This window comes from Pseudomonas sp. EA_5y_Pfl2_R50, assembly GCF_963970475.1.
Classification (GTDB): Bacteria; Pseudomonadota; Gammaproteobacteria; order Pseudomonadales; family Pseudomonadaceae; genus Aquipseudomonas.
Genome location: NZ_CAXAPT010000009.1, coordinates 214,011 through 232,412 on the forward strand (window position 1 = coordinate 214,011; position 18,402 = coordinate 232,412).

General features: G+C 60.9%; 17 protein-coding genes. 6 read left to right on the top strand and 11 right to left on the bottom strand.

Annotation, left to right across the window (positions count from 1 at the left end; translation table 11 throughout):
- Positions 1–26 precede the first annotated feature (26 nt).
- The 8 genes from AACY19_RS17490 to AACY19_RS17525 form a co-directional block, all read right to left on the bottom strand.
- Positions 27–833, bottom strand: coding sequence for a DUF4892 domain-containing protein (locus AACY19_RS17490; protein WP_339452275.1), 807 nt, complete (start codon positions 831–833; stop codon positions 27–29).
- 115 nt (positions 834–948) lie between these two features.
- The gene (locus AACY19_RS17495) at positions 949–1,803 is read right to left on the bottom strand and encodes an alpha/beta hydrolase (RefSeq protein WP_339452277.1); all 855 of its coding nucleotides are present in this window, start codon (positions 1,801–1,803) and stop codon (positions 949–951) included.
- Positions 1,800–2,606 carry an alpha/beta fold hydrolase gene (locus AACY19_RS17500; protein WP_339452279.1) on the bottom strand — a complete coding sequence of 269 codons (807 nt, stop codon included), beginning with the start codon at positions 2,604–2,606 and terminating at the stop codon, positions 1,800–1,802. The genes AACY19_RS17495 and AACY19_RS17500 overlap by 4 nt, the downstream gene beginning before the upstream one ends.
- Positions 2,607–2,737: 131 nt before the next feature.
- Positions 2,738–3,181 carry a hotdog fold thioesterase gene (locus AACY19_RS17505; RefSeq protein WP_339452281.1) on the bottom strand — a complete coding sequence of 148 codons (444 nt, stop codon included), beginning with the start codon at positions 3,179–3,181 and terminating at the stop codon, positions 2,738–2,740.
- Positions 3,182–3,212: 31 nt separating this feature from the next.
- Positions 3,213–4,868, bottom strand: coding sequence for an AMP-binding protein (locus AACY19_RS17510; RefSeq protein WP_339452283.1), 1,656 nt, complete (start codon positions 4,866–4,868; stop codon positions 3,213–3,215).
- A gap of 189 nt (positions 4,869–5,057) precedes the next feature.
- Positions 5,058–5,510 (bottom strand): phosphohistidine phosphatase SixA, encoded by a 453-nt coding sequence (gene sixA, locus AACY19_RS17515; protein ID WP_339452285.1) that lies wholly within the window; start codon positions 5,508–5,510, stop codon positions 5,058–5,060.
- Positions 5,507–5,854, bottom strand: coding sequence for a DUF4389 domain-containing protein (locus tag AACY19_RS17520; RefSeq protein WP_339452286.1), 348 nt, complete (start codon positions 5,852–5,854; stop codon positions 5,507–5,509). The genes sixA and AACY19_RS17520 overlap by 4 nt, the downstream gene beginning before the upstream one ends.
- Before the next feature lie 17 nt (positions 5,855–5,871).
- A complete protein-coding gene (locus AACY19_RS17525; RefSeq protein WP_339452287.1) occupies positions 5,872–6,897 on the bottom strand; it encodes an NAD(P)H-dependent glycerol-3-phosphate dehydrogenase in 1,026 nt (341 codons plus the stop codon).
- A 196-nt stretch (positions 6,898–7,093) separates the two neighbouring features.
- Between AACY19_RS17525 and AACY19_RS17530 the strand changes: the two genes are divergently transcribed.
- From AACY19_RS17530 to AACY19_RS17555, 6 genes are all read left to right on the top strand, one after another.
- Complete coding sequence (locus AACY19_RS17530; RefSeq protein ID WP_339452289.1) at positions 7,094–9,217, top strand: TonB-dependent receptor plug domain-containing protein; 2,124 nt, start codon at positions 7,094–7,096, stop codon at positions 9,215–9,217.
- Position 9,218: 1 nt separating this feature from the next.
- On the top strand, positions 9,219–10,151 hold the full coding sequence (locus AACY19_RS17535) for an ABC transporter substrate-binding protein (RefSeq protein WP_339452291.1): 933 nt from the start codon (positions 9,219–9,221) through the stop codon (positions 10,149–10,151).
- Positions 10,148–12,052 (top strand): response regulator, encoded by a 1,905-nt coding sequence (locus AACY19_RS17540; protein ID WP_339452293.1) that lies wholly within the window; start codon positions 10,148–10,150, stop codon positions 12,050–12,052. Before AACY19_RS17535 ends, AACY19_RS17540 begins: the two co-directional genes overlap by 4 nt.
- A 247-nt stretch (positions 12,053–12,299) precedes the next feature.
- Positions 12,300–12,815: a 3-hydroxyacyl-[acyl-carrier-protein] dehydratase FabA gene (gene fabA, locus AACY19_RS17545; RefSeq protein ID WP_339452295.1), complete on the top strand. Its 516-nt coding sequence runs from the start codon at positions 12,300–12,302 to the stop codon at positions 12,813–12,815.
- A gap of 11 nt (positions 12,816–12,826) precedes the next feature.
- On the top strand, positions 12,827–14,047 hold the full coding sequence (fabB, locus tag AACY19_RS17550; protein ID WP_339452297.1) for a beta-ketoacyl-ACP synthase I: 1,221 nt from the start codon (positions 12,827–12,829) through the stop codon (positions 14,045–14,047).
- Between the two features lie 328 nt (positions 14,048–14,375).
- Complete coding sequence (locus AACY19_RS17555) at positions 14,376–14,564, top strand: hypothetical protein (protein WP_339452299.1); 189 nt, start codon at positions 14,376–14,378, stop codon at positions 14,562–14,564.
- Positions 14,565–14,634: 70 nt separating this feature from the next.
- Here AACY19_RS17555 and AACY19_RS17560 read toward each other — a convergent pair whose 3' ends face one another.
- The 3 genes from AACY19_RS17560 to relA form a co-directional block, all read right to left on the bottom strand.
- A complete protein-coding gene (locus tag AACY19_RS17560; RefSeq protein ID WP_339452301.1) occupies positions 14,635–15,177 on the bottom strand; it encodes a DUF2058 domain-containing protein in 543 nt (180 codons plus the stop codon).
- Between the two features lie 26 nt (positions 15,178–15,203).
- On the bottom strand, positions 15,204–16,037 hold the full coding sequence (gene mazG / locus AACY19_RS17565) for a nucleoside triphosphate pyrophosphohydrolase (RefSeq protein ID WP_339452388.1): 834 nt from the start codon (positions 16,035–16,037) through the stop codon (positions 15,204–15,206).
- 73 nt (positions 16,038–16,110) lie between these two features.
- The gene (gene relA, locus AACY19_RS17570) at positions 16,111–18,354 is read right to left on the bottom strand and encodes a GTP diphosphokinase (RefSeq protein WP_339452303.1); all 2,244 of its coding nucleotides are present in this window, start codon (positions 18,352–18,354) and stop codon (positions 16,111–16,113) included.
- Positions 18,355–18,402 lie beyond the last annotated feature (48 nt).

An 18,402-nucleotide genomic window follows, 5' to 3' on the forward strand; every position in this document is an offset into this window, starting at 1 on the left:
CGCCGCGCGTGCTCGCCCGAAAGAGCTTAACGCAACAGCTCGATGCGCAGGCCAGAGCCGTCGACGCTTCCGGTTTCCATGCGCGCCGCACGCACGCCCTGGTTGATCAAGGCCTGGCGCCACGCCTCGGCTTTCGGCCCGGACACGGTGACGCGCTGGGTGGTGTCGAGATTCAGGCTCCGGGAGATCAGGCGCAGCCAAACGTCATCGGGATCATTCACCAGTTTCGGAAAATCCAGTTCGCCGGTGCTTTTGAGCTGGCGCAACAGGGTCGCCGAAGTCGGCAGCAAGTCGCCCAGCGGTGCCACGGCGTCGAACTGCTCGACATGCAGATAAGCTTTGCGATTGCCACGGGTGATGCTGTAGAGCGCCACCAGCGTATTGTCTTGTGGTGCGGCCAGCCTCAACAGCAGATACGCCTGCTGCTCGTCCGCGCCGTACAGCTTGGCGTTGCCGAACACTTCGTTGGCCCACAGGCTGCTTTCGCCGCAATCGCGCGCCTGACACCAGAACAGCAACTCGGCGTCCTGTTTTTGCAGGGCTTCGCGGGCGGCGGTGAAGGCTTCGGTGGCAGAGTGTTCGGGCGGTAATTCGTAGGTGACCGAGGTGGTTTGACCGCGAGCAGTGACATGCCCGTCGTAGCGCAACCGGCCGCTGATCTTGCGGATCGAGCCCAGCGGGTAGATCCGCTCAAGCTCGACGGGAGCGCGATAGTCGACGATTTGTGCGTCGGCCAGACGCGGCACGATTTGCAGGTCATGACTGCCTGCCACGTCGGCGGCGAAAGAAAAGGGACTGAAACTGCACAGCGTCAGCACCATGAGTGACCGCATCGGCCGCCTCATCGGACAGGCTTGGCGTGGCTAATAGGGGGCGCAGCAGTATAAAAATCCATCGTGGTCATCTCCCATTTCAACCCGACCAGCCTCGACAGTTGCCCGCAGCAAGTCAAGGAGTGGCGAAGAAGCGATTGAAACAGTCTGCGACAAGGTCCGCCCCGGCCTCGTCGTTCAGGTGCAAATGGTGCCCACCCGGCAGCTGTTCCCGGCTAAAGGGTAGACGTTCCAGCAGCTGCGGATGTTTGGCAAGCATGCCATCGGCAGCGACCACCAGTTGCACGGGGCATGCGATGCGCTGGACGAAGGCCATCGCTTGTTCCTGAGTCAGGCGTAGCGGCGATGGCAGGGTCAGACGATTGTCGGTGCGCCAGGTATAACCGCCGGGCACCGGCATCAAGCCGCGCTGGGCCAGCAGCTCGGCAGCTTCACGACTGACCGCCACCAAGCCTTTCATCCGCGCTTCGATGGCGCGGTCCAGCGTGTTGTAGACCGGTTTGCGCTTCTCCCGCAGATCCAGTTGCGCTTGCAGGGCCATGCCCATGCGTTCGGCAGCATTTTCGCCTTTGTCTGTGGGAGGAATCACTCCGTCGATCAGCGCGAGATGGCTGATGCGCTCCGGTAACGAACCGGCCAGCACCAGGGAGACAATCGCGCCCATCGAATGTCCGAGCAGACCAAAGCGTTTCCAGCCCAGTTGTTCGGCCACTTGCAATACATCATGGGCGTAATCCCATAGCGCATAACCGGCACCGTTCGGGCGATGCCCGGAATGCCCGTGCCCGGCCATGTCCAGAGCGATGATGCGCAAGCCTTTGAGCTTGGGCGCCAGTCGCGCAAAGCTGTTGGCGTTATCCAGCCAGCCATGCAGCGCGATCACCGGCAGACCGTCTTCGGGGCCGAACAAATGCGCCGCCAACTCGATATGCGGCAGGCTCAGGCGCACTTCCTCGAAGGTCGGGCTCATGCGCAATCCTTGTCCAGGCGGCGTTCCCAGCGATTGAACAGACTCTTGAGCAACCGTGCGGTGTCCTGCGGGCGCTCGAGGGGAAACATGTGCCCGCCGGGCATGCTCAGCGCTTCGCCCTGGGGCAGGCGCGAAACGAAACGGGTGTGATGACGCAGGACCACGCGGCTCTTGTGCCCCCGCACCACCGCTAGCGGCACCTGCAACTGCCGGGTCCGACCCGGGCTGGTGTGCGGCACACCGCGATAGATGCTGATCTCGGTGGCCGGGTCAAAACGCAGGCGCAGCTTGTCATCGACCTGATGCAGGCCGTGTTGCAGGTAGGCGTCGAAGCATTCCGGATCAAAACCGCGAAACAGGGTTTTACCGGCAAAGTAGCGGCGTGCCGTATCAAGGTCAGCGAACTCTTCACGCCGCCCCAGGGTACGTCCGGCCGGGGTCAGTTTGTCGATGAAGCCAAAGCGCTTGGCCGCACGGATCACCCACTGATCGGTGCGGGTCAGCACCGGCGAATCGAGCATCACCACGCCGCGATACAACTCGGGACAGCGCAGCGCAGCGTGCAGATGCAGCACACCGCCGAAGGAATGGCCGACACCCCACACCGGCTGCTCCTGCTGCTGCAAATGGTGGATCAACTCATCCACCAGGTTGTACCAGTTGTCATCCGCCGGGAAACGCGGGTCATGGGCATGTTGCTCCAGATGCGCGACCCGGTACTCGGGCGCCAGCGCCGCGAACAACTTGCCGTAGGTGCCCGAGGGGAACCCGTTGGCGTGAGCGAAAAAGATCGGTTGCGACATGCGGGTAAATCCATGAGCGGGAAACGTGGCGTTGATTGTCCGTAAGACCTCGGCTCACAGCAATGACCATAACTGCCAGAAATGGTGGTGGAGATGTTGCGACAGGCTGCGATCCATGGGTCTTCAAACCGTCAGCGCGCCGGCGGCTGTTCACCCAGCGGCACCACAGCCATGGTCAACCGCGACACACAACTCGCCTTGCCCTCATCACTGGTCAAACGGATATCCCACACGTGCGTGGTTCGACCGATGTGAATCGGCCTGGCCACCGCCGTCACCCGACCACTGCGCAAGCCGCGCAAATGGTTGGCGTTGATTTCGAGGCCGACGCAATAAAACCTGCTGGCATCGATGCACAGATAACTGGCCATCGAACCGACGCTTTCTGCCAGGACCACCGACGCGCCGCCATGCAGCAAGCCGTAGGGCTGATGGGTGCGATGGTCGATGACCATGCTCGCGGTCAGCGATTCTTCGTCGAACGCTTCAAAGCGGATATCCAGCAGTTCGCCGATAGTGTTCTTCTGGATTGCATTCAACTGTTCGATGTTGGGAACGGTGCGCCACACGCTCATCGCAGACTTCCTTTGTTGTTTTAGTCGTCGCTCAATCCTGCCACAGCACCGCCTCGTTGCGCTCGCTCCATTCCTCAAAGCGTGCGCCGTAAGTGTCTTCGATGACGTTGCGCTTGATCTTCAATGTCGGCGTGAGAAAGCCGTTCTCCACCGCCCAGATGTCCTTGACCACCACCAGTCGGCGCAGGCGCTCATGCTTGTCGAGCACGGCGTTGACCTCCTCCAGCAGTTTTTCCAGGCTCGAATGCAGACTCGCCCGACCCTCTTCCTGATTGACCGTGGAAAGCACGCATAAACCCAGCGGCGCGCTCAAACCATCGCCGACCACGCACACCTGTTCGATCCGTGAATGCACCGCCAGACGGTTTTCAATCGGCGCCGGGGCGACGTATTTGCCCTTGCTGGTCTTGAAGATCTCTTTCAGCCGCCCGGTCAGGCGCAGACGGCCTTCGCTATCCTGCTCGCCCTTGTCGCCGGTGCGCAGAAAGCCGTCCCCGGTGATGGTTTCAGCGGTTTTCTGTGGTTCCTTGAAGTAGCCGAGCATGTTTGCCTGGCTGCGTACCTGCACTTCGCCGCACTCGTCGATGCGCACCTCGACGTCCGGGCACGGTTTGCCGATCCAGCCCTGTTTGTACTGACCCGGCAGGCAGATGTGCGAGTAACCGCAGCTCTCGGTCATGCCGTACACCTCCAGCACGTCGAGCCCGAGCTTCTGATACCAGGCGAGCAAGGTCAGCGGCACCGGCGCCGCCCCCGATAACGCCACGCGCAAGGCATCCAGCCCCAGCCCGGCGAGCACTTTGTGCCCGACCCGTTTGCCAATGAATGGCAGACCCAGCAACCAATCGAGGCGTTTTGCCGGGATCTTGCTGTACACGCCCATCTGGAATTTGGTCCAGATGCGCGGCACGCCGAACATCGCCGTCGGCCGCGCGCGCTGCAGATCGGTAATGAACGTGTCGAGGCTTTCGGCGAAGAACACCGTTTGTCCGGTATAGATCGACGCCAGCTCAACGAACATGCGCTCGGCAACGTGGCACAGCGGCAGGTACGACAGCAGTCGATCATGCTCGTTGAGCCCGAACAGTTGCGTGCCGCGTGTGGTCGCAAAGCCGAGATTGGCAAAACTGTGCATCACGCCTTTGGGCAGGCCAGTGGTGCCGGAGGTATAGATGATGGTTGCCAGTTGCTCGGCGGCAGGACGTGGATCGCCCTGGATCGGCGAGCTGCGTTGCAGGTCGGCCCAGGTGAAATCGAAGTCGCCGGGCGGATGCAGCGGCAGGCTGATGGTTGGCAGATCGGCCGGCACGCCTTTGACCATGCTCGCCCAGTCATCAAGCTTGCCTATGAACGCCAGCACGCTTTCGGAGTGATTGAGCACCTGCGCCACGGAGTCGGCGGTGAGATTGGGGTAGAGCGGTACCGAGACATGCCCGGCCATCCAGATGGCGAGGTCGGCGATGATCCAGTGCGCACAGTTTTTCGAAATCAGGGCGATATGGCTGCCTTGCGGCAACTCACGGGCGCGCAGCCAATGAGCGGCGCAGCGAGCCTGATGGCCGACCTCGGCCCACGTCAGGGTTTGAACCTGCCCGCCGCCGACGGGCTGCACCAGAAAGCGCTGGCGCGGGTGCCGTGCTTCCCGTTCGTAGAACACGTCCAGCGGCAAACGGAATGCGGCAGACATGCGACTCGCTCCTGTGATTTTGGTCTGGAGCAAGCGTAGTCAACCAAGCAAGTGCTTGGTTGGAAAATTCAAACAAATAATTTCATGGGCGGGCAGAAATCAGTGTGGGAGCGAGCCTGCTCGCGAATGGACGCTGTCAGACACCTAAATGGTGAAAGACACGCCGCTTTCGCGAGCAGGGGGCCAGCCTTACGGGTGTTTCAGGCTGTTGAGGGTCATCGAGCCGATCAGCAACTCAGGGCTTTCCAGCTCGGCCAATCCTGCGGTGCTGACATTCTCCGGCGGATACCCGGCCCCATGCTGCAAATAACTCAGCAAATTGCCCACCAACGGGTTGTGGCTGACCAACAACACGTTGCTCACCGACACCAGTTGATCGGTGACCTTGTCCGGATCAACTTCCGGCGTCAGCCATTCAACCGTGCGAATCTCCGGCTCGAAACCCAGCGCCTCGCGCACGATCTGCGCGGTCTGCTGCGCGCGCAGATAGGGGCTGGCGTAGATCGCCGTCAGCGGCTGGCCGATCAAACGGGCCGCGCTGCTCAAGGCCTCTTTGCGACCGTGGTCGGTCAGCTCCCGTTCGGAATCGGGGCACGAGCCGTAAGGCACGGCTTCACCGTGACGCAGTACCCAGAGTTTCATAGCTTGGGTTCCTCATCTCGAACCGGATGTGGCGCCGGGGCAACAGCGTGCAGCGCTTCACCTTCCGGGGTACGCGGCGTCGGCCAGTCGGCAAACGGCCAGGGTTTCTGGTCGCTGTGAAAGCTGCCGAAACGGCCGATCTGCGCCAGGAACTGGCTCAGGCTGTCGCCGAAGTTCATCAGGCTGGCGCTTGGGGCGCCGTAAATCAAACGATAGATCAATTGCACCAGCACCACCGCGCCGAGGATGAACTGCGCCACTTGCCAGACCAGCACGTAGACGAGCATCCACAACACGCGCAGGAGGATGGATTCGTACTTGGCTTCGGTTTTCGGATCGTTCATGGCTCGCTTCCTGTTGATCAGTTGAAACCACTGGTGGAAATAAAGTCGACGTCGGTTTTCGGCTCGGCACGCATCAACAAACCAATCACTTGCTCCAGCGTGCGACCTTCGAAGAGGATCGCGTGCAGCCCGGCCACCAGCGGCATGTACACGCCGACTTCCTGGGATTTGGCCTTGAGCACTTTGAGGGTGTTGACGCCTTCGGCGACTTCACCAAGACGCGACACCGCTTCGTCCAGGCTCAGGCCCTGACCGAGGGCGAAGCCGACCTGATAGTTGCGGCTCTTGGGCGAAGAGCAGGTGACGATCAGATCACCGACACCGGCCAGTCCCAGGAACGTCATCGGGTTGGCGCCCTGATTCACCGCAAAACGGGTCATCTCTGCCAGAGCGCGGGTGATCAGCATGCTCTTGGTGTTCTCGCCCATTTCCAGCGCCACGGCCATGCCGGCGATGATCGCGTAGACGTTTTTCAGCGCCCCGCCCAGCTCGACGCCAAAGCGGTCGGCACTGGCGTAGACGCGAAAGGTGCGGCCATGCAGCGCGGCCTGCACCTGCTTGCAGAGTTCTTCGTCTTCACTGGCAACCACCGTGGCGGTCAGCGCGTGTTCGGCGATTTCCCGTGCCAGGTTAGGCCCGGACAACACGCCGATGCGCGCCTGCGGGGCGATCTCTTCGAGAATCTGGCTCATCAGCTTGAAGGTGTGGGCTTCGATGCCTTTGGTCAGGCTGACCAGCATTTTGCCGCTGAGGCGTTCGGCGTGGGCGGCCAGTACCGAGCGCAAGGCGCTGGACGGCAGCGCGACAAAGCACAGGTCACAGGCCTCGAGGGTGGCCTGCAGGTCAGTGACGGCGGTCACGCCTGGCAGAATCTTGATGCCTTTGAGGTAACGCGGGTTTTCGCGATTGACCCGGATGGCCTCGGCCTGCTCGGGGTCTCGCATCCACTGCAGGACCTGGTGGCCGTTCTCGGCCAAAAGATTGGCCACGGCGGTACCAAAACTTCCGCCTCCCAGGACCGCAATCGGGCGCTGTTCAGTCATATGCAATCCGTTAATCCATACCAGTGGCGATGGCGGCATTATACGGGGCAGCCCGGTTGCGGCCAGCCCCAGCAACAATTACCGACACTTGTAGGAAGAAGACCAATAAAACCTAGGAAAATGCCACTAACGTGAATGGAAAAGTCACTGTGCTCGGTTAACATGCGCGCCAATTCCTGACGATCAAGGCTGCGTCGTGTTTTTCGCTCCTCCCCCTCCCCGTTCGTCCCTGTTGCTGGCGCTGCTGTTCAGCCCGGCATTGCTGGCGGACGACCTGTTCATGGACAGCGAAGCACTGCCCCAGGTGCTGACGGCCACGCGCCTGAAGCAGACGCCGGCGGAAGTGCCGGGGAGCATGACCGTACTCGACAGCGAATTGATCAACGCCAGCGGCGCCCGGGACATCAGCGAATTGCTCAGACTGGTGCCGGGAATGATGGTCGGCAACATCAGCGGCAATCAGGCGGCGGTGAACTACCACGGCACCAACGCCACCGAAGCGCGCCGCATGCAGGTGCTGATCGATGGCCGCTCGGTGTACCGCGCGGGCCTGGCCACGGTGGACTGGAGCGATATCCCGGTCGCCATCGAAGACATCGAGCGCATTGAAGTGTTTCGCGGCCCGAATACCGTCAGCTACGGCGCCAATGCGCTGATGGCGGTGGTCAACGTCATTACCCGCCACCCGACGGACAGCCACGGCACGCGACTCAAATACACCCGTGGCGAACGCGGCATCAATGATTTCTATGCCAGCCAGGGCACCGGCTGGAATGGCGGCGATCTGCGCCTGTCGCTGTCCGGCCAGGAAGACGATGGCTTCGACACCGACCGCAGCGGCGCCGATTACCGTGACAGCCGTCGCTTGAATCGCTTCAGCCTTGCCGTCAGCCACACCCTCAGCGATAACCAGAGCCTCGACTGGCAGGTCAACGCGAAGGACGGCACCAACCAGCGCCCCTACACCTACCGCCCGGTGTTCTCGGGGATTACCGCCGCCGGGAACAATTCAGACGTGGTCGCCAAGGATTACGCCGGTTCGGTGCGCTGGAATCTCGACATCAACCCCGAGCACAGTCTCTATATACAAGGCTCGGCGCAGCACTGGGACCGCCAGCAAGTGTGGCGCGCATGTGATGCCGAGGTGTCGTTCAGCCCCGAGCTGACGCAACTGTGGCAACTCAACCCGAATTACACCGAACGTCTGGCGCGCAACATCACCCAATTCACCAGCCCCGGCGCCGCACCGGGCACGCCCCAGGAAATGGCCCTGGCCAATCAGGTGCTTGATCAGTGGCGTAACGGGGCCAGCCGAACCGTGTGCGGCGACATCGACCAGAGCGCCAGGGAATCGCGCTACGACCTCGAACTGCAGGACACCCTCAGCCTGTCCGACAGCCTGCGGCTGGTCAGTGGCATGAACTATCGTTACGACCGCGCCGATTCCGAAACCTATTTCAACGGCACACTGGACGACACCACATGGCGCGCGTTTGGCCAACTGGAGTGGCGTGCCACGCAACACTGGTTGCTACAGGGCGGGGCGATGTTCGAAGACACGCAACTGATCGGCAGTTCACTGACTCCGCGTTTCGCGATCAATTACCTGATCAATCCGCGCCACGGTTTGCGCGCGGTGTATTCGGAGGCGATCCGCTCGCCGGACATGTTCGAGAACAACGTCAACTGGAGCTATCAGGTCAGCAACCTGCGGCCCTCGGCCTCCGGCCAGTCCTCGGCACGATATTTCGTCAAGACCCGTGGCCCCGGCGATCTCGATCAGGAGCATATGCGCTCGCGGGAACTGGGCTACAACGGCTATTTCGCCGAGTGGGGCCTGGGCCTTGATGTGAAGCTGTTCTACGACGAAATCACCGGGATGATCAGCGAGCCGCTGCGCAATAACCAATACATTGCCAGCAACGCCAACAGCTCACGCTTTCGCGGCACCGAAACCCAGCTCGACTGGCGCGTGAGCCGGACCGACCGCTTGCGTTTCACCTATGCCTTCGTAGACGCTGAGGCAAGCAATCCGCTGGATCAACAATTCACTTCGCGCAACAGTGGTTCGGCCGGGTGGCTGCGCGATTGGGGCCACGGCTGGACCAGCGCCCTTTTCTATTACGGCGACAACGCACTCAACGGTTACCGCTTCGAACGGGTCGACACGCGCATCGCCAAACGCATCCCGCTGGGCAAGGCCCAATTGCAATTGGCCGGCGTGCTGCAACAGCGCCTCGACCATGAGCCGACCACCTTCGTCGACAACAATCATGACGAACGCCGGGTGATGTATTTCAGCGCCGAGCTGGAGTTCTAGGATGCATTATCGGCCATCACGGAAGATGCCTGCCCTTGGCCACTGGCTGGCCGGGGTCGGACTTTTTCTCACCGCATGGCTGCACGGCATGGCGGTGCAGGCCGCCGACATACTGTTGACCGGTGCCGAGGAAAGTCCCGGCGTGCAAGCATTCGTCCAGGCACTGAGCGAGTTGCGCCCGACCGACAACGTGCGCTTCCAGCCACTGGCCAGCCTGCCGGCGCCGGGCAAGTTGCCCGCGAATCTGCGTTTGATCCTGCTCGACCTGCCAAGCTTCGACTGGCGCCTGCAGGACTCCCAAGGCCCGACGACGCTGGTGTTGCGCATCAGTCGCCTGCAAGCCCGGCAACGTCTGGGCAGCGCGCAACCGCCACACTTGAGCCTGCTGTGGAGCGATCCGCCGCTGAGCCGGCAATTGCAACTGATCCGCCGGATCTTGCCGCAAGCCCGCAGGGTCGGTGTGCTGTTCGACCAGCACAGCGAATTTCTCCTCAAGGAGCTGCATCTGGCGGCGCAGCCGCTGAATCTGGACATCGTCAGCCAGCGCTGGGACAACACCAACGACAGTCGCCCTCTGCAAGCCGTGTTGAAAAACAGCGACGTGTTGCTGGGTCTCGACGATCCCGATCTGTACAACCCCAAGACCGCGAAGAACCTGCTGCTCAGCAGTTACTCGCGGCAAATGGCGCTGGTCGGCCCCAACGTGGCGTTTGTTCGCGCCGGCAGCCTGGCCAGCAGCTACAGCGACCAGAGAGACTGGCTGGCGGTGCTTGACCAGTTGCTCGACCAGCCACCGGCTAATTGGCCCCGAGCGCTCTACCCCGCACGCTTTAAAGTCTCAAGTAATGCGCAGGTCGCTCGTTCCTTAGGGATTGAACCGTTGAATGATGCGTCTGTGGCCACCGCGCTGGCCGAAGGAGAGCGCCGCCCATGATTTTCCGCCGCCGTTGGGACATCAACACCCGCACTCAGTTGATCAGCCTGGGCCCGGCGCTGTTGCTGACCTTGTTGCTGATCAGTTTCTTTACCTTCGTGCGTATTCAGGATTTGCGTCAGGAGCTGAACCACACCGGCCAACTGATCGCCAATCAACTGGCACCCGCCACCGAGTACGGGGTGATTTCCGGCAACAACGAAGTGCTGGAAAGCCTGCTCAAAGCCACGCTGGCCACGCCCAACGTGCGCTTTCTCGAGGTGCAGGACAGCGCCAACCGGATTCTGGTGTATGTCGAACAACCGGCGGATACGCACAATCGCCCGCATCAGGTCGAAGTGTTCCAGGCGCCGGTGCGGTTGCAGCGGATCGCTTTGCATAACGATTTTTTTCAGGACGGCAAAGTCAACAACGGCGCGGCCAGCGAGGATTATCTGGGGCGGGTGATCGTTGGCCTGTCCAACGACGCCTTCAGTCAGCGCCAACAGGAAATATTGCTCAAGGCCGGGATTCTCGCGCTGTTTGCCCTGCTCTTCACTTTTGTCCTGGCGCGGCGTCTGGCCGGCAGTCTGTCGCAGCCGATTCGCGATATCGGCGACGCGGTAAAGGCGATCCAGGACGGCGACTACAAGACGCCGCTGCCGATTGTCGATGACACCGAACTGGGCGCCCTGTCGCAGCACATCAACAATCTGGCCCAAGCGCTGGAGCAAGCCAGCCGCGAGCAGCATCAGGCGATGGCGCAGTTGATCCAGACGCGCGAAGAAGCGGAAAAGGCCAACAACGCAAAATCCGACTTTCTCGCCATGATGAGCCATGAACTGCGCACGCCCATGAACGGCGTGCTGGGCATGTTGCAGTTGCTGGAAACCACTGAAATGACCGAGGAGCAGGTCGAATACGCCGCGCTCGCGTCGGAGTCGACCGAGCATCTGCTGAAAGTCATCAATGACATCCTCGACTTCTCGCGGATCGAGCGCTCGGAGCTGGAGCTGGAACACATTCCGTTCAACCTTGCCGAGCTGATCGGCGCCTGCGCCCAGTCGTTTCAGCACAGCGCCGTGCAACGTGGCCTGGCGCTTAACCTGCAGATTCCCGAGGACATGCGCGGTTTGCAGGTGCAGGGCGATCCGACGCGTATCCGGCAGATTCTGGTCAATCTGGTGGGCAATGCCCTGAAGTTCACCGAACAGGGCCGGGTCAGCATCGAGGCGCAATGGCAGTCGCTGGATCACGAACTGCTGTGGTTCACCTGCTCGGTGCGCGACAGCGGCATCGGCATCTCGTCCGAGAGCCTGGAATTGATGTTCAACGCCTTCCAGCAGGCCGACAGTTCCATCTCGCGCCGTTATGGCGGCACCGGCCTTGGCCTGCCGATTGCCCGCACCCTCGCCGAGCGCATGGGCGGCACTCTGCGCGCGCAGAGCGAGGAAGGCCTGGGTTCGGTGTTCACCCTGGAAATCCCCTTGGCGCTCTATAAGCAGGCCCTGCCGCCACTGGCCGCCCCACGCGCAGCCAATGGTCACAGCCAGGGTGAGGGACGCAATGTCTTGCTGGTGGAAGACAACCCGGTCAACCAGACAGTGATCGAGGCGATGCTGCGCAGTCTGGGCTTTACTGTCAGTGTCGCCACCGATGGCGCCCAGGCCGTGCGCAGTGCCGAAACCGGTGATTTCGAGGTGATTCTGATGGATTGCCGTTTGCCGATCATCGACGGCTACGAAGCGACCCGACAGATCCGCCAGCTGCCGGGGCGCACGCAGGTGCCGATCATTGCGCTGACCGCCAACGCCTTGCAGGGCGACCGGGAAGCCTGCCTGTCGGCGGGCATGAACGATTATCTGGCGAAGCCGTTCAAACGTAATGATCTGCAGCAGATTCTGCAGCGGTGGGTGTCGTAACGAAGGCTTTTCGACCATCTGCGACTGGCATGAAAAGCGAAAGTGCGGCAGTCTTAGGCACCCGAACGAGCCTCAAAAGGGGCTTGAATAAAAATTTCAGTGCACAAGTGTACATTCATGTCCTTGGTGCTGTGACTTTCACCACAACGCAATAGTCTATGAGTAGGCTGCCGGTTCGAGGCATGAACGCTTCGAACGGTCGGGAAGATTTGCCCCACCTGCCGCATGGGATTATTGAGGAGCTCGCATGACCAAACAAAACGCCTTTACTCGGGAAGACCTGCTGCGCTGCAGTCGCGGTGAGCTGTTCGGCCCAGGTAACGCGCAACTGCCCGCCCCGAACATGCTGATGGTGGATCGCATCACCCATATCAGCGAAGAAGGCGGCAAGTACGGCAAAGGTGAATTGGTCGCCGAGCTGGATGTGAACCCTGACCTGTGGTTCTTCGCCTGCCACTTCGAAGGCGATCCGGTGATGCCGGGCTGCCTGGGTCTGGATGCCATGTGGCAACTGGTGGGTTTCTTCCTGGGCTGGCAAGGCCTGCCGGGCCGCGGTCGTGCGCTGGGTTCGGGCGAAGTGAAATTCTTCGGCCAGGTGCTGCCGACTGCCAAGAAAGTCACCTACAACATTCATATCAAGCGCGTCCTCAAAGGCAAGCTGAACCTGGCCATCGCCGATGGTTCGGTGACTGTCGACGGTCGCGAAATCTACACCGCCGAAGGCCTTCGCGTCGGCGTGTTCACCTCCACTGACGACTTCTAAGGGTTATCCGCATGCGCCGCGTCGTTATCACTGGTCTGGGCATCGTTTCGTGCCTGGGCAATGACAAAGAGACTGTCTCCGCTAACCTGCGTGCTAGCCGCCCTGGCATCCGGTTCAACCCGGAATATGCCGAAATGGGTCTGCGTAGCCAGGTTTCCGGCTCCATCGACCTCAACCTCGAAGAGCTGATCGATCGCAAGATCTATCGCTTCGTCGGCCACGCAGCGGCATATGCCTACCTGGCCATGAAAGACGCCATTGCTGACTCCGGCCTGACCGAAGAGCAAGTGTCCAACCCGCGCACCGGCCTGATCGCCGGCTCCGGCGGTGCTTCCACGCTGAACCAGATGGAAGCGCTGGACATCCTGCGCGAGAAAGGCGTGAAGCGCGTTGGCCCATACCGTGTCACGCGGACCATGAGCAGCACCGTTTCCGCTTGCCTGGCCACCCCTTTCAAGATCAAGGGCCTGAACTACTCCATCGCTTCTGCCTGCGCCACCAGTGCTCACTGCATCGGTACCGCCATGGAACAGATCCAGATGGGCAAGCAGGACATCGTCTTCGCCGGCGGCGGTGAAGAAGAGCACTGGAGCCAGTCGTTCCTGTTCGACGCCATGGGCGCCCTGTCCAGCAAGCGTAACGACACCCCGGAACAGGCTTCCCGTGCCTACGACGCTGACCGTGACGGCTTCGTCATCGCTGGCGGTGGCGGCATGGTCGTGGTCGAAGAGCTGGAACATGCTCTGGCCCGTGGCGCCAAGATCTACGCCGAAATCGTTGGCTACGGCGCAACGTCCGACGGCTACGACATGGTAGCTCCAAGTGGCGAAGGCGCGATCCGCTGCATGCAGATGGCAATGTCCACTGTCGACACCCCGATCGACTACCTGAACACCCACGGCACTTCGACTCCCGTCGGCGATGTCGCGGAAATGAAAGGTGTGCGTGAAGTGTTCGGCGACAAGGCTCCGGCGATCAGCTCGACCAAGAGCCTGTCCGGTCACTCCCTGGGCGCCGCCGGCGTTCACGAAGCGATCTACTGCATGCTGATGATGGAAGGCAACTTCATTGCCGGTTCGGCCAACATCGACGAACTGGACCCTGAAGTGGCCGATCTGCCGGTGCTGACCAAGACCCGCGAAAACGCCACCGTCAACACCGTGATGAGCAACAGTTTCGGCTTCGGCGGCACCAACGCGACGCTGGTACTGAAGCGCTGGGAAGGCAAGTAATTTCCCCCCGCTTGAGCCACACATGAAAACGCCCCGACTGGTTCGGGGCGTTTTTTTGCCTGAAGAAAATAGCCAAAACACCCAAGAACCCTGTGGGAGCTGGCTTGCCAGCTCCCACAGGGTTCTTGGGTGCTCTGGAGATGAAACTTCTGTCATGAAACTTTGCGCCCTGCGACTGAATGTCGCGGATTACGCGGGCTGCAGCAATGTTGCAAAAATCGCAACAACACCTTGCTCAAACAAGCCATTTACTTAGCAAGCTACCAAATCATATAACAGAGTCCTGCACACGCCTTGCTGCAGATAACTTGAGATTTGGAGCTAGCAGATGACTGTAAAAGTAACTGAACGCGACGATTCACACATGTCCCACGAAGGCGTAGCCGCCGGTATCCGCATCTGGGATGTGCATCAACAAGACTTGCTGGTCGGCATGTTTCACAACGAGACCGATGCCCAGAACTACAAGGCCGAACTCGAAGTGCTGGAGCAGCAGCGGGATCTGAAATCCGCCTGATTCAACCACAGCATTGAAAACGACAAACCCCGCCATGCGCGGGGTTTGTCGTTGTTACAGCTTCACCGATTTACCACATCAGATCATCAGGGATCTGATAGGCCGCGTATGGATCGTCCTCGACGCTGACTTCTTCCGTCTGCACGTTGAGCTGCACGATGCGCTGTGGATCGCGCTCCTGAATCTTCAGGGCCGCTTCACGGGGGATCACTTCGTAGCCGCCGGCATGGTGCACGATGGCCAGCGCACCGCTGCTGAGCTTGTTGCGCATCAGCGCGTTGACGCACAGGCGCTTGACCTTCTTGTCATCGACGAAGTTGTAGTAGTCCTCGGTGTTGAGCTTCGGCAGGCGGGTCACTTCGATCAACTGCTTGACCTGCGCGGCACGGGCCTTGGCCTCGGCCTTCTCCTGCTGCTGACGGTTCAGCTCCTGGTCGCGCTTGACCTTCTCGGCCATCGCTTCCTGGGCGGCGCGCTGCTGCGAATCGTCCAGTTCGATCTGGCCTTTGTGGGCCAGACGCTGCTGCTTCTGCTTGTCTTTGCTGACCTGTTTGGCCTGCTTCTGGTTGACCAGGCCTGCTTTGAGCAACTGGTCGCGAAGGGAAATGCTCATCAATGCTTACTCACTTGGGCAACGGCTCAGCCGCAGCTGGGCAAATTCTTTTCCTGGCGTTTGGCTTCGCCCCACAGGGCGTCCAACTCTTCGAGGGTGCAATCTTCCATGGGACGGCGGGTGTCGCGCAATGCCTGTTCGATAAAACGGAAACGTCTTTCAAATTTGCCGTTGGCGCCGCGCAACGCGGTTTCCGGGTCAACCTTCAAGTGCCGGGCCAAGTTGACCACGGAAAACAACAGATCGCCGATCTCGTCGGCCACGGCCACCGGATCGTTTTCGGACATGGCTTCGAGGACTTCGTCGAGCTCTTCACGCACCTTGTCGAACACCGGCAAGGCGTCCGGCCAGTCGAAACCGACCTGCCCGGCCCGCTTCTGCAACTTGGCTGAACGGGACAGCGCTGGCAACGTGGCCGGCACGTCGTCGAGCAATGACAGTTGCTGCGGCGCGGTGGATTGCTCGGCGCGCTCTTCGGCCTTGATCTCTTCCCAGCGCTGCTTGACCTGTTCTTCATTCAAGCGCGGCACGTCGAGCGGTGCATACAGATCGCCCGTTGGAAAGACATGAGGATGACGACGAATCAGTTTGCGGGTGATGCTGTCGATCACCCCGGCAAATTCGAACCGCCCTTCTTCGCGAGCCAACTGGCTGTAATACACCACCTGAAACAGCAGATCGCCCAACTCGCCCTGTAAATGATCAAAGTCTGCGCGCTCAATGGCATCGGCCACTTCGTAGGCTTCTTCGAGGGTGTGCGGGACGATGGTCGCGTAGGTTTGCTTGATGTCCCACGGGCAACCGTGCTGCGGATCACGCAGACGGCTCATCAGGTGTAGCAGGTCTTCAAGGCTGTACATCATTTTTCTGTCTCACCACAAAACCCATGTGGGAGCGAGCAGGCTCGCTCCCACAGTTGATCGGCGTCGATGTTCACGGGGTGCGGTTACGCCGCGTTTCGATGATGTTCGGCAACTGCGAAATCCGCCCCAGCAAGCGCCCCAGCGCGTCCAGCCCCGGAATCTCGATGGTCAGAGACATCAGCGCGGTGTTGTCCTCCTTGTTCGAGCGGGTGTTGACCGCCAGCACGTTGATGCGCTCGTTGAGCAGAACCTGCGAGACGTCGCGCAACAGGCCGGAACGGTCGTAGGCGCGGATGATGATGTCTACCGGATAGGTGAGCACCGGCACCGGGCCCCAGCTGACCTGGATGATCCGCTCCGGTTCACGCCCGGACAGTTGCAGCACCGAGGCGCAGTCCTGACGGTGAATGCTCACGCCACGGCCCTGAGTGATGTAACCGACAATCGCATCGCCTGGCAGCGGCTGGCAGCAGCCGGCCATTTGCGTCATCAGGTTGCCGACGCCCTGGATCTGAATGTCGCCGCGCTTGCCCGGTTTGTACCCGGTGGCTTTGCGCGGGATCAGCTCCAGTTGCTCGTTGCCGCGCTCCGGCTCGACCAGTTGCTGCGCGAGGTTGACCAGTTGCGCCAGACGCAAATCACCAGCACCGAGGGCGGCAAACATGTCTTCAGCGGTTTTCATGTTGGCCTTGTCGGCCAGCTTGTCGAAATCCACCGCAGGCAGACCCAGACGCGTCAGTTCGCGCTCGATCAGGGTTTTACCAGCAGCGACGTTCTGATCGCGCGCCTGCAACTTGAACCAGTGGACGATCTTCGCCCGCGCCCGCGAGGTGGTGACGTAACCGAGGTTCGAGTTCAGCCAGTCGCGGCTCGGCGTACCGTGCTTGCTGGTAATGATCTCGACCTGTTCACCGGTCTGCAGGCTGTAGTTGAGCGGCACTATGCGGCCGTTGATCTTCGCGCCACGGCAGTTGTGACCGATCTCGGTGTGCACGCGGTAGGCAAAGTCCAGCGGCGTCGCGCCTTTCGGCAAGTCGATGGCGTGACCGTCGGGGGTGAAGATGTAGACCCGATCCGGCTCGATATCGACGCGCAACTGTTCGGCCAGACCGCCGATGTCGCCCAGTTCTTCGTGCCACTCGAGCACCTGACGCAGCCAGGAGATTTTCTCTTCGTAGTGGTTCGAACCGGATTTGACGTCGGTGCCCTTGTAGCGCCAGTGCGCGCAGACGCCGAGTTCGGCTTCCTCGTGCATCGAGTGCGTGCGGATCTGCACCTCAAGCACTTTACCCTCAGGGCCGATCACCGCCGTGTGCAGCGAGCGGTAGCCGTTTTCTTTCGGGTTGGCGATGTAGTCGTCGAATTCTTTCGGGATGTGCCGCCACAAGGTGTGGACAATGCCCAGCGCGGTGTAGCAGTCGCGCATTTCCGGCACCAGCACGCGCACCGCACGCACGTCGTAGATCTGGCTGAATTCCAGACCCTTGCGCTGCATTTTGCGCCAGATCGAATAGATGTGCTTGGCCCGGCCACTGATGTCAGCCTCGACGCCGGTGGCCTGCAATTCGTCTTTGAGCTGGGTCATCACGTCGCTGATGAAACGCTCGCGATCCAGCCGTCGCTCGTGGAGTAACTTGGCGATCTGCTTGTATTGATCCGGCTCCAGGTAACGGAAGGACAAGTCCTCCAGTTCCCATTTGATATGACCGATGCCGAGGCGGTGCGCGAGCGGCGCATAGATGTCGAAGACTTCCCGGGCGACACGGTTACGCTTTTCGTCGTCGGCGGTTTTCACTGCGCGAATGGCACAGGTGCGTTCGGCCAGCTTGATCAGCGCGACGCGCACGTCATCGACCATTGCCACAAGCATCTTGCGCAGGTTTTCCACCTGCCCTTGCGTGCCCATGACCATCGACTGACGCGGGCTGAGGCTGGCGCTGATGGCCGCCATGCGCTGCACGCCGTCGATCAGCTTGGCCACCACCGGGCCGAAGCGCTGGCCGACGGCAGCGAGTTCGATCTGGCCTTCGCGAACACCGCGATACAGCACCGCTGCGACCAGCGAATCCTGATCGAGCTTGAGGTCGGCGAGAATCTCGGCGATCTCCAGTCCAGTGCTGAAGCTGCCGGAGCCTTCGGCCCACAGATTCTTTTTCGCATTGGACTGCTGTTCGGCCTCGCGAGCGTACTCGCAGGCTTCCTTCAAGGCTTCGCGATCCAGTGCCAGATCGACACTGACCGCATGATCGAGCCAAGCCTCGAGATTGATACTGCCGTCAGTGTTGATCGGCTGGTGTGCTCTCACCTGTACCATCTTGCTTTACCTTCCCTACGACGCAGACTCAATGCGTCAAATCGCTGA